Annotated in this window: 9 protein-coding genes; 4 read left to right on the top strand and 5 right to left on the bottom strand. The window is 63.5% G+C overall.

What is annotated here, in order from left to right:
* Nucleotides 1-37: 37 nt before the first annotated feature.
* Nucleotides 38-1,801 carry a cation:proton antiporter gene (locus PST29_RS30285; RefSeq protein ID WP_060841803.1) on the top strand — a complete coding sequence of 588 codons (1,764 nt, stop codon included), beginning with the start codon at nucleotides 38-40 and terminating at the stop codon, nucleotides 1,799-1,801.
* Nucleotides 1,802-1,854: 53 nt separating this feature from the next.
* Here the strand turns inward: PST29_RS30285 and PST29_RS30280 are convergent, their stop codons facing one another.
* The 4 genes from PST29_RS30280 to uvrD all read right to left on the bottom strand — a co-directional run bounded on the left by PST29_RS30280 (nucleotide 1,855) and on the right by uvrD (nucleotide 6,186).
* Nucleotides 1,855-2,262, bottom strand: coding sequence for an SMI1/KNR4 family protein (locus PST29_RS30280; RefSeq protein WP_007927598.1), 408 nt, complete (start codon nucleotides 2,260-2,262; stop codon nucleotides 1,855-1,857).
* A gap of 136 nt (nucleotides 2,263-2,398) precedes the next feature.
* A complete protein-coding gene (locus PST29_RS30275; protein WP_047306692.1) occupies nucleotides 2,399-3,274 on the bottom strand; it encodes a Tim44 domain-containing protein in 876 nt (291 codons plus the stop codon).
* Between the two features lie 181 nt (nucleotides 3,275-3,455).
* Complete coding sequence (locus PST29_RS30270; RefSeq protein WP_060841802.1) at nucleotides 3,456-3,896, bottom strand: EamA family transporter; 441 nt, start codon at nucleotides 3,894-3,896, stop codon at nucleotides 3,456-3,458.
* Between the two features lie 106 nt (nucleotides 3,897-4,002).
* The gene (gene uvrD / locus PST29_RS30265) at nucleotides 4,003-6,186 is read right to left on the bottom strand and encodes a DNA helicase II (RefSeq protein ID WP_060841801.1); all 2,184 of its coding nucleotides are present in this window, start codon (nucleotides 6,184-6,186) and stop codon (nucleotides 4,003-4,005) included.
* Between the two features lie 247 nt (nucleotides 6,187-6,433).
* Between uvrD and PST29_RS30260 the strand changes: the two genes are divergently transcribed.
* From PST29_RS30260 to PST29_RS31425, 3 genes are all read left to right on the top strand, one after another.
* Entirely contained in the window at nucleotides 6,434-9,298 is a 2,865-nt protein-coding gene (locus PST29_RS30260; RefSeq protein ID WP_060841800.1) for a GGDEF domain-containing phosphodiesterase, read from the top strand.
* A 167-nt stretch (nucleotides 9,299-9,465) separates the two neighbouring features.
* On the top strand, nucleotides 9,466-10,332 hold the full coding sequence (gene hexR / locus PST29_RS30255) for a transcriptional regulator HexR (RefSeq protein ID WP_011064325.1): 867 nt from the start codon (nucleotides 9,466-9,468) through the stop codon (nucleotides 10,330-10,332).
* A 219-nt stretch (nucleotides 10,333-10,551) separates the two neighbouring features.
* Nucleotides 10,552-10,764, top strand: coding sequence for a PA3496 family putative envelope integrity protein (locus PST29_RS31425; protein WP_016966283.1), 213 nt, complete (start codon nucleotides 10,552-10,554; stop codon nucleotides 10,762-10,764).
* Here the strand turns inward: PST29_RS31425 and PST29_RS30250 are convergent.
* Nucleotides 10,706-11,668 carry a LysR family transcriptional regulator gene (locus PST29_RS30250; protein WP_060845023.1) on the bottom strand — a complete coding sequence of 321 codons (963 nt, stop codon included), beginning with the start codon at nucleotides 11,666-11,668 and terminating at the stop codon, nucleotides 10,706-10,708. The genes PST29_RS31425 and PST29_RS30250 overlap by 59 nt on opposite strands.
* Between the last annotated feature and the right edge of the window lie 121 nt (nucleotides 11,669-11,789).

Below are 11,789 nucleotides of genomic sequence, written 5' to 3'. Positions count from 1 at the left end.
GATCTGCGCCGCCCAGCTTTCAAGGAGAACCCTGGCCATGCATGCCATCAGCTTCATTCAGGACCTGGCCGTGATCATGTTGGTCGCAGGCGTGGTGACCATTCTCTTTCATCGACTCAAGCAACCGGTGGTGCTGGGCTATATCGTCGCCGGCTTCCTCATCGGCCCGCACACGCCGCCCTTCGGCCTGATCCACGATGAGCAGACCATCAAGACCCTGGCCGAGCTGGGGGTGATCTTCCTGATGTTCTGTCTGGGGCTGGAATTCAGCCTGCGCAAGCTGTTCAAGGTGGGGGCCACGGCCTTTATCGCAGCCTTCCTGGAAATCGTCCTGATGATCTGGATCGGCTATGAAATTGGCCGCTGGTTCGACTGGAGCACCATGGACTCGCTGTTCCTCGGGGCGATCCTGGCCATTTCCTCCACCACCATCATCGTCAAGGCGCTCAATGACCTGAAGATGAAGAACGAGCGCTTCGCCCAGCTGATCTTCGGTGTGCTGATCGTCGAGGACATTCTCGGCATTGGCATCATCGCCTTGCTGTCGAGCATCGCGGTCAGCGGCACGGTGAGTTCCGGCGAGGTGTTCTCCACGGTCGGCAAGCTCTCGCTGTTCATGATCGTGGCCCTGGTGATCGGCATTCTGCTGGTGCCGCGCCTGCTGGCCTACGTGGCCAGATTCGACAGCAACGAGATGCTGCTGATCACCGTGCTGGGGTTGTGTTTCGGCTTCTGCCTGCTGGTGGTCAAGCTGGAGTACAGCATGGTCCTGGGGGCCTTCCTGATTGGCGCGATCATGGCCGAGTCCCGCCAGTTGCTGAAGATCGAGCGCTTGATCGAACCGGTTCGCGATCTGTTCAGCGCGATCTTCTTCGTGGCCATCGGTCTGATGATCGATCCGCAGATTCTCCTGCAATACGCCTGGCCCATCGCGGTGATCACCGTGGCGGTGGTCCTGGGCAAGCTGTTTTCCTGCGGTATGGGGGCCTTTATCGCCGGCAACGACGGCCGAACCTCGTTGCGCGTGGGGATGGGCCTGTCCCAGATTGGCGAGTTTTCCTTCATCATCGCCGCCTTGGGCATGACCTTGCAGGTCACCAGCGACTTTCTCTACCCGGTGGCGGTGGCGGTGTCGGCCATGACCACTTTGCTCACGCCCTATCTGATCCGCGCTGCCGATCCTTTGTCGCTGAAGTTGGCGAGGATTGTGCCCCAGCGCCTGAGCCGGGTGCTGGGGATGTACGGCGAGTGGCTGCGCAGCATCCAGCCCCAGGGCGAGGGCGCGCTGCTGGCGTCGATGATTCGCAAGATCCTCCTGCAAGTGGGAGTGAATCTGGCGCTGGTGGTGGCGATCTTCTTTTCCGGCGGCTATTTCGCCAGGCGCATTGGCGCTTACTTGGAGGGTTGGGTCAGTGATCCGAGCTGGCAGAAGGCGTTGATCTGGGGCGCAGCCCTGCTGCTGTCGCTGCCGTTCCTGATCGCCGCCTATCGCAAGCTCAAGGCGCTGTCGATGCTGCTGGCGGAGATGGGGGTCAAGGCGGAGATGGCCGGGCGCCATACCCAGCGGGTGCGGCGGGTCATCGCCGAGGTGATTCCGATCCTGTCGCTGCTGGTGATCTTTCTGCTGTTGGCGGCGCTGTCGTCGAGCATCCTGCCGACGCTGGAGTTGCTGGTGCTGATTGCGGTGGTGGCGGCGGCGGTGGCCGCGGTGCTGTGGCGCTGGTTCATCCGCGTGCACACGCGAATGCAGGTGGCGCTGATCGAAACCTTCGATCACAGCAAGGACAACGGCGGGCATTGACCTTGCCGCTCGCCAGCAGGGCGCTGGCGAGCCTGTTCATGCCTTTAGCCGGCTCAGCTTTCCAGCCAGACGTCCCGCGCCCAGTGCCACACCGATTCCCAGGATTCCTCGGTGATCAGCTCTTCTTCGCCGGACCACAGCACCACGGTGCCGTCCTCTTCGACGCAGTAGTAGTCGTCGCCGTCCTGGCAGATCGGGATCAGCTCGCGCGGCACGCCCATGTCCCAGGCGGTCGCGGCCACTTCCGGCAGGTAAGTGTGGGATTGCGGGTCGGTGACGGTGACCGGCTCCAGGCTGCCGTAAACCACATCGCTGACGGTCAACAGGAACTCTTTGAAGACGAACGGGATATTGATGAACAGCTGTTCCTCAATTTCCACCAGCAGGTCTTCGTCCGGCAGTTCCAGGGGGACGGGTACCGGTTCGTTGGCTTCTCGGAGTTGTTCGATGACTTCTTCCACGGCCTGGGTCCTCTTAGCTCTATGGCGCGGTTGTTTGACGGCGGTTTATACAGTAGCTCGCTATAAGTGCAATCGTGAAATGCAAAACCCCGACTTGAGTCGGGGTTTTGCCTTACTGCTGTGACAACGGCATGAATCAACCGTTCTGGCGGATACCTGCCACCAGCCATGGCTGGTTGTCGCCCTGGGCGCGTTCCATGTTCCAGCTTTCGCTGAACACTTCGCCCTGGTCGAAGCGCGAGGTCTTCGACACACCGCTGAAGGTCAGGGTGGCGATGGTCTTGTCGGCGCGGTCATCCACGCCTTCCAGCTGCACTTGCAGGTTGTCGATGTAGGTGGACTGGAAGCCGTCGCCCAGATCGGCACGTTCCTGCTTGAGGAACTGCAGCATTTGCGGGGTCACGAACTCGGCGATCTTGTCCATTTCATTGGCGTCCCAGTGTTGCTGCAGGGACTGGAAGTGGTTGCGCGCCGCTTCAATGAAGCGTTCTTCGTTGAACCAGGCCGGAGCGTTGATCACCGGGCGCGCGGCAGGGGCTGCCGAGCCACCGAAGATCGAGCCGCCGGCAGGCTGCTGAGGTTCGAACGCTTCGCGCTGCATGGGCGCGTGACCGGCGGGAGCGAACTGCTCCTGCTGCTTGCGGCGACGCGCGGCGATGAAGCGGAAGATCACGAAGGCGATGACCGCCATGATCAGGATGTCGAAGATCTGCATGCCCTGGAAGCCGCCGCCCATGAACATGGAGGCCAGCAGGCCACCGGCCGCGATGCCGGCCAGAGGGCCGAGCCAGCGCGAAGCGCCACCGGCCTTGGCCGCGGCACCTGCAGCACCGGCTGCGCCAGCGGTGGCGGCAGCGGCAGGCGCGCCCGGAGTGGCGGGCGCCGCCTGGCGAGTCTGGTGGGTCGGGGCAGCGCCGGCGCTTTTGCCGCCGCCGAAGCGCTTGGCGTTGGCGTCGAGGCTCATCGTCAGGCCGATGCACAGCGCCATGGCGATGCTAAGAAAACGTTTCATAAAGGGGGTTCCCATTTGTGGATGGCACGCGCGCCATATTGCACAGGTGAAGTGTCAGTAGCGAGCGGCATAATGTTTCGGGCTTTTGCCTGACAGGCTCGGTTCAGCTCCGTTCGCCGGCATGCTCGCCGATAGGTTTTTTGTCCTCAAGGACGCGGCTTTGGTTCAATTGCGTCGCCGTTCAGCGACGCAGTGCCAGGAGCACGACGCCGGCGGTGATCAGGCCGATTCCGCCCCACTGGCGCAGATCGAGTTTCTCGCCTAGCAGGGCCACGCCGATGACTGCGACCAACACCACGCTGAGCTTGTCCACCGGCGCCACCAGAGAGGCCGGGCCGAGTTTCAGGGCGCGGAAATAGCACAGCCAGGAGGCCCCGGTGGCCAGTCCCGACAGCAGCAGGAACAGATAGCTCCTGGTGGAAATCGATCCCAGGGACTGATATTGGCCCGTTGCGTACAAAATCAAGGCCAGGCTGACCAGGACCACCACGGTGCGCAGCAGGGTGGCGAAGTCTGAATTGACGTTTTCTATCCCGACTTTGGCGAAGATCGCCGTCAAAGCGGCGAAAGTTGCCGAGAGCAGCGCCCAGAATGTCCACGAGGAAAAAAAGCCTGAACCCATGTTCGCGCTGCCTTTTCTGCACTGACCTGGCGGAGCCGGCTTGCTGGCGAAGAGGTGGTTCGCCAGTGAGCTTCACCGGCAAGCCGGCGCCTAGGGTCGGGTCGGGTTAGATGGCTTCCAGCTTGGCGTAGCCGAGCATCAGCCATTTGCTGCCTTCGCTGAAGTTGACCTGGACCCGGGCCTGGGCACCGGCGCCTTCGAAATTGAGGATCACCCCGTCGCCGAACACCGAGTGCCGCACCGCCTGGCCCAGGCTCAAGCCGGTGTCCGGAATCTCGCTGCCGCCGAACAGGCTGCTGGTGCTCTGCGACTGGCCACCGCCGAAAGGCCGGCTGACGCTGTTGGACAGGCGCACTTCCTGAATCAGCCCCTTGGGCACCTCGCGGACGAAGCGCGACACCTTGTTGTAGGTTTCGCTGCCGTACAGGCGACGGGTTTCCGCATAGGTCATCACCAGGTTCTGCATCGCCCGGGTGATGCCGACATAGGCCAGACGGCGTTCTTCCTCAAGGCGACCGGGTTCTTCCAGGCTCATCTTGTGCGGGAACAGGCCTTCTTCCATGCCCACCAGGAACACGTAGGGGAACTCCAGGCCCTTGGCGCTGTGCAGGGTCATCAGTTGCACGCTGTCTTCATGCTCGTCGGCCTGGGTATCGCCGGCTTCCAGGGAGGCGTGGCCGAGGAAGGCCGCCAGCGGCGTCAGGTCCTCGTCTTCCTCGCTGTTCTCGAAGTTGCGCGCGGCGCTCACCAGTTCCTCAAGGTTTTCCACCCGGGCCTGGCCCTTCTCGCCTTTTTCCGCTTCGTGGTAGGCGATCAGCCCGGACTGCTCGATCACCGTCTGGGTCATCAGGTGCAGGGGCATTTCCAGGGTTTTGGCGGCGAGGTTCTCGATCAGTTCGATAAAGGCCCCGAGGGCGCCTGCGGCGCGACCGGTCAGGCCTTTATTGGCCACCAGCTGGCGCATGGCTTCCCACATTGATACGTCGCTGTGGCGCGCGTGTTCGCGGATGGCTTCGACGGTCTTCTCGCCGATGCCCCGGGCTGGAACGTTGATCACCCGCTCCAGGGCCGCGTCGTTGCCACGGCCTTCCAGCAAGCGCAGGTAAGCCATGGCGTTCTTGATTTCGGCCCGTTCGAAGAAGCGCTGGCCGCCATAGATGCGGTACGGAATGCGCTCGCGCAGCAGGGCCTCTTCCAGCACCCGGGACTGGGCGTTGGAGCGGTAGAGAATGGCGATGTCGCTGCGGGCCAGGCCGGTTTTCAGCGCGCTCTCGATGGTTTCCACGACATAGCGGGCTTCATCGTGCTCGTTGAAGGCGGCGTACAGGTTGATGGCTTCGCCGTCGCCGCCGTCGGTCCACAGCTCCTTGCCCAGGCGCCCGGTGTTGTTGGCGATCAGGGCGTTGGCGGCCTTGAGGATGCCGGCGGTGGAGCGGTAGTTCTGCTCCAGGCGGATCACTTCGGTGTCCGGGAAGTCGGCGGAATACTGGTGAATGTTCTCGATTTTCGCCCCGCGCCAGCCGTAGATCGACTGGTCGTCGTCGCCCACCACCATCAGGCTGTCGCCACCTTGGGCCAGCAGTCGCAGCCAGGCGTACTGCACGGCGTTGGTGTCCTGGAACTCGTCCACCAGCACGTGGCGGAAGCGCTTCTGGTAGTGCGCCAGCAGGCCGGGGTGGTCGCGCCACAGGTCCAGGGCGCGCAGCAGCAGCTCGGAGAAATCGATGACCCCGGCGCGCTGGCAGGCGGCCTCGTAGGCCTCATAGATGCTGCGCATGGTGGCCAGGAACAGGTCGCCACTGGCCTGGATATGTTGCGGGCGCAGGCCTTCGTCCTTCTGTCCGTTGATGAACCACTGGGCCTGACGGGCCGGCCAGCGCTGCTCATCCAGGCCCAGCTCGCGGATCACCCGCTTGACCAGGCGTTGCTGGTCGTCGCTGTCGAGGATCTGGAAGGTCTGGCTCAGGCCGGCTTCCTGCCAGTGGGCCCGCAGCAGGCGGTGCGCCAGGCCGTGGAAGGTGCCGACCCACATGCCTGCCGGGTTGATGCCCAGCAATTGCTCGATGCGGTGGCGCATCTCGGCGGCGGCCTTGTTGGTAAAGGTCACCGACAGGATCGAGTGGGGCGAGGCGTTCTCGACCTGGATCAACCAGGCGATACGGTGCACCAGCACACGGGTTTTGCCGGAGCCAGCACCGGCCAGGACCAACTGACGACCCACGGAGGCGGCTACGGCCTGGCGTTGGGCATCGTTGAGGGAGTTCAACAGGAGGGAGAGATCATCGCGCATCGGGGCATTCTAGGGGCCCGCGTCACCCCGGGCAAACCCGGCTTTGCATTAGCCGATAAAACAACCGCGGGTGACGACCGGTCGGTCACAGGTCCCAGCCTTCGGCGCTTCAAGTCCGGGCTGTTGCGCTGTGGATTGATGGGGGATCGGTTTTATCGATTTTATGACTTGGAGCAGTTTGGCTCGCGCCTTTGCTTGTGTATGCTCCGCCGACGTTTCGGGCTCAACCATTATAAGAACACTGCCTATGACCCATAATCCCGACCTGTCCGGCCCCTTGGTGGAACCGCGGGTTATCCTTTTGCGCTACGCCGTCGAGATGGCGGTGGAACGCACGCGTCTGCTGTATCAGGGCTCGCTGCTGCCGACGCTGTTCATGCTGCTCAATGGTCTGGTGTGCACCTGGCTGCTCTGGAGCCCGGCGCGCTATCTGTTGCTCAGCGTGTGGATGGTCTGGCTGCTGGCCCTGGTGGCCTTGCGGGTGATCCAGGTGGCGGCCTTCGACTCGGCCATCCCCAGCCGCCAGGCGCAGCCGGTCTGGCAGCGCATGTTTCTTCTGGGCTCGACGGTCAGCGGCCTGACCCTGGCCTGTGCCGGCATCGCTCTGGTGCCCACCGACAGTTTTCTCCAGCAGGCGTGGGTCTTCGGCCTGATCGGCGCGGCCATTCTTTCGGCCAGCGTGGCCTATGCGGTCAGCCTGCAGGCCTTTCTTTCCTTCACCTTGCCGTGCCTGCTGCCGGCGATTGCCTACCTGTTCTGGGGCGGCGACGAGCAGCAGCGGGGCTGGGGCTGGCTGGGGCTGATTCTCCTGGTGTCCTTGAGCGTGGTGGCGTGGCAGGTCAATCGCCTGATCCAGCGCGGCTTGCTGCGACGCTTTCAGAATCAGGCCCTGATCGAGCACCTGCAGGACGCCCAGAGCCGCAGCAACCAGCTCAACCGCGAGCTGGCCCGGGAAGTGGAGCAACGCCGCCGCGCCGAGGAGCAGTTGCGCGAGGCCCAGGCCGGGCTGGAGCAGCGGGTGGCTCAGCGCAGCCTGGAGCTGGACGCGGCCAACCAGGCCCTGAGCAAGAGCGAGGCGCGCTTGGCCCTGGCCCTGGACGCCAGCGAGCTGGGACTGTGGGACTGGAACCTGCAGACCGATGAGGTCCATCACACCCAGCTCAAGGAGCTGTTCGGCCTGGAGCCGGAAGACGTCACGGCGATGCTCAGCCACCTCAAGCCGCGGCTGCATCCCGAGGATCTGCCCGTGCTCAAGCGTGCCCTGGTGGAGCACCTCAAGGGCCGCAGCGAGGACTATCAGGTGGAATACCGGGTGCGCCATGGCGATGGCCGCTGGGTGTGGATCGAGGACCGTGGTCGAGCGGTGGAACGCAGCCCCGACGGACGGGTGCTGCGCATGGTGGGCACGCGGCGCGATATCAGTGCCGACAAGGAGCTGGAAGTGCAGCGCGACCTGGCCGCCACAGTGTTCGAGGCGGCCAGCGAAGGGATAGTCATCCTTGACCCCGATTACGCCCTGATTGCCGCCAACCAGGCCTTCAGTCTGGTCACCGGCTATCAGGTCGAAGACATGCTCGGGCGCAATGTGGTGGAGCTGTCCTGCAGCCGCGATGCCCGTCGTCACTATCCGATGATTCACCAGGCCCTGGAGCAGCACGGCAGCTGGCAGGGCGAACTGGTGGAAACCCGCAAGAATGGCGAGCTTTATCCGCAGTGGCTGCAACTGAACGTGGTGCGCGACAGGCGGGGAAAAGTCCGGCATATCGTGGGCTTCTTCGCCGATCTGTCGGCTAGGCGTGAATCCGAGGAGCGCATGCGCTACCTCACCCACTATGACGAGCTCACCGGGCTGGCCAACCGCTCGCTGTTCCGCGAGCGCCTGCGCGAGGCCCACCAGCGGGTGCGCCAGGGCAGCCGCAGCCTGGCCTTGCTGCACATCAATCTGGATCGCTTCAAGCTGCTCAATGACAGCCTCGGCCATGAAGTGGCCGACCAGCTGTTGCAGAAAATGGCGCGACGGCTGGTCAATGCGCTGCCGGAAGCCGACACCATCGCGCGCTTGTCCGGTGACGAGTTCGCCGTGCTGTTCGATGCCTACGGCAGCCTGTCGAGCCTGACCCGGGTGGCGACCCGCTTGCTCAGCAAGTTGCGCCTGCCGATCACCGTTGAGGGCCACGAACTGGTGGTCAGCGCCTCCATGGGCATCAGCATGCTGCCGGACAGCGCCCGGGAGATTGCCGCCCTGGTCAGCCAGGCGAACATGGCCATGGCCCACGCCAAGCACCTGGGCGGCAACAACTTCCAGTTCTATACCGAAAGCCTGCAAGCCAGCACCCTGGAGCGGCTGCAACTGGAGAACCAGTTGCGCAAGGCCATCGAAGAAGACCAGCTGATGGTCTTCTACCAGCCCAAACTGTGCCTGGCCACGGGCCGCCTGAATGCCGCCGAGGCCCTGGTGCGCTGGGACCACCCGACCATGGGCCGGGTGCCGCCGGGAGACTTTATCGGGCTGGCGGAAGAAACCGGGCTGATCGGTCCCATCGGCGAATTCGTCCTGCGCCAGGCCTGCCGACAGGCCTGTGAATGGCAGCGCCAGGGCCTAGAGCCGATTCGGGTGTCGGTCAACCTGTCGGTGTATCAGTTGCGCCAGGGCAAGCTGGTGAGTCTGGTGCGCCAGGTGCTGGAGGAGACCGGCCTGGAGCCGCACCTGCTGGAGCTGGAGCTAACCGAAAGCCAGTTGCTGGACAGCGTCGAGCACATCATCGCCACCTTCCGGCAACTGCGCGCCCTGGGGGTGAAGCTGGCCATTGACGACTTCGGCACCGGTTACTCGTCCCTGAGCTACCTCAAGCGGATTCCGGTGGACTACGTGAAGATCGACCAGGCCTTTATCCGTGGGCTGGCCGACGGAGGCGAGGACGCCGCCATCACCCGGGCGATCATTGCCATGGCCCACGGGTTGTCGCTGAAGGTGGTGGCCGAGGGCGTCGAAGAGCCCGGTCAACTGACGTTCCTGCGGGCCGAGCACTGCGATGAAGTGCAGGGCTATCTGATCAGTCGTCCGGTGAACGCCGAGGGCCTGGCGCTGCTGTTGCAGGCCCAGACTCGCTAGCCTTTATCGGCGTGCGCCACAACGGCTACATAAGTCGTACCCGGCTGAAAATGGGGGGTAGGCCGGCAACTTCGTGATGCATTGAGCAGGCAAAAAGACGATTCCTGTAGTATAACTACAAGCTTGCTACATCTCCGGCGTCAGCCAATAACAATGAGTCCAGCCCTTTGAACCTGTTGCAGCACATTGCCCAGTCACGTCATTTGTTACGCAAATCGGAACTCAAGGTCGCCGATCACGTGCTCCTTGATCCTGCGGCGGTGATGCACAGTTCCATGGCGGACCTGGCCCACAGCGTGGGCATCAGCGAACCGACCATCGTGCGCTTCTGCCGGGCCATCGGCTGTTCCGGTTTCCAGGACCTGAAGCTCAAGCTGGCGCAGAGCCTCGCGGCCGGGGCCAGTTTCGGCCAGTTCGCGATCCATGAAGACGATTCCGTCGCCGACTACAGCCTGAAGATCTTCGACACCACCCTGCACACCCTGATGGAGGTTCGCGAGAAGCTCGATCCGGTGGCCCTGCAGCAGGCGGTGACCGCCATGTCCCAGGCCCAGCGCGTGGAGTTCTACGGCTTTGGCGCCTCGGGCGCAGTGGCGGCGGACGCCCAGCACAAGTTCTTCCGCCTGCTGCTGACCGCGGCGGCCTATTCCGACCCGCACATGCAGGCGATGTCGGCGGTGACCCTCAAGCCCACCGACGTGGCCATCTGCATTTCCCAGTCCGGGCGTTCCAAGGACCTGCTGATCACCGCCAACCTGGTGCGTGAAAGCGGCGCCTCGCTGATCACCCTGTGCCCGAGCCAGACGCCGTTGGCCGAGCTGTCCACGGTCAACCTGGCCATCGACGTCCACGAAGACACCGAGATCTACACCCCGCTGACTTCGCGCATCGCCCACCTGGTGGTGATCGACGTGCTGGCCATGGGCGTGGCGATGGCCCGCGGGCCGAGCCTGGTCAACCACCTCAAGAGCGTCAAGCGCAGTCTGCGCAGCCTGCGTCTGTCGCCCAAGTCGGTCAAAGCCCTGGACGATTGAGCCTGCCTGTCAGGAGCGGCTGGGCGGGTTTGCGCTGGCTGGCGACAGGGGCTTGGGTGACCCACGCTTTTGCCGCCAAGCCGGCTCTTGCGCAAGCCAGCCAGCGCCCAGAGCGGTGTTGGGCAGGCGAATGTTCATCGTCCTGTAACCGAGTCGCCGCCAAACCGTAACTGCCGACGTCCATCGTGAAGCTTCCGTACTCGCATTGGGAGACTCGAAATGGCCCGGCCTTACGAAGAGAGCAACAGCGCCGTCAAGACCCGTCGTCAGCAGGAAGACCAGCGCCGCATGGAATTTCGGCGTGCGATCGAACACCGCTTCGAGCTGCGTCAGTTGCAGCAGGAAATCAACGATTACCCCGAGCTTGAGGCCGTCAATTACTGGCAGGCGGCACCCGCGGCTTCCCGTCGAAGCGTTCAACCAGCCCGCTGATCTGCACCCGTTCGCTGCGGATGAATCCCAGGAACGCATGCGCTACCGGTGACAGGCGTTTGGCTTTGGCCTGCACCAGGCACCAGCTGCGAAGCAATGGCAGCTCTTCGACCGGCAACTCGATCAACCCGCCGGTCGCCAACTCAAGGTTCAGGGCGTGGCGCGTCAGCAAGGCCACGCCCAGGCCCGCCCGCACGCACTCGCGCTGAGCCTCGGCCGACGACACTTCGAGGATCTGGGTGAAGTGCACGCGCTTCTCCTTGAAGTACTCCTCGCAGGCCAGGCGCGTGCCCGAGCCCGGTTCGCGCAGCACCAGGGTGTAGGGTTCCAGGTCCTGCAGGCGCAGCGGGCCCATGTGGCTCAGGGGATGATCCGGTGGCGCTACAGCGACGATGGGGTTGTTGAGAAACGGCAGGAATTCCAGCTCCATGTCCTGGGGCACCATGGACATGATCACCAGGTCGTCACGGTTGTCCGAGAGGCGGCGGATCACCTGGGCGCGGTTGACCACGGTCAGCTGCAGGTGGACTTCCGGATGCTGGCGCTTGAAGGCGGCGAACAGGTGCGGGACGAAGTACTTGGCGCTGGATTCCACCGCCAGCTTGAGCTGGCCCTGCAGCGAGCCCTGCATGTCCGAGAGCTGCATGTCGAGGTTTTCCAGGCGTCCGAAGATGTCCCGGCTGGCCCGTTGCAGGGCTTCGGCGGCTTCGGTCATGTAGAGCTTCTTGCCGACGTAATCGAACAGCGGCTGGCCGATCAGTTCCTCCAGCTGACGGATCTGCAGGCTGACCGCCGGCTGGGTGAGATTCATTTCGTCGGCGGCGCGGCTGTAGGAGCGCAGATCGCAGACTTCATTGAAAATCTGCAACTGACGCAATGTCAGTCTCATCAAGGACTTACGCATTTCTGGAGTGCTCGCGCCTGGGGCTTGTGGCACGACTATAAGTCTTTACTTATGCCCAACCCAATAATTATTGATTTTTGTTAATCCCTCTTCAGAGCTAGTGTGACGCGGCGACTGACCT

Source organism: Pseudomonas sp. St29, from assembly GCF_001547915.1.
In the GTDB taxonomy this organism is placed as follows: Bacteria; Pseudomonadota; Gammaproteobacteria; order Pseudomonadales; family Pseudomonadaceae; genus Aquipseudomonas.
This window is presented reverse-complemented; position numbering and strand designations above follow the sequence as displayed.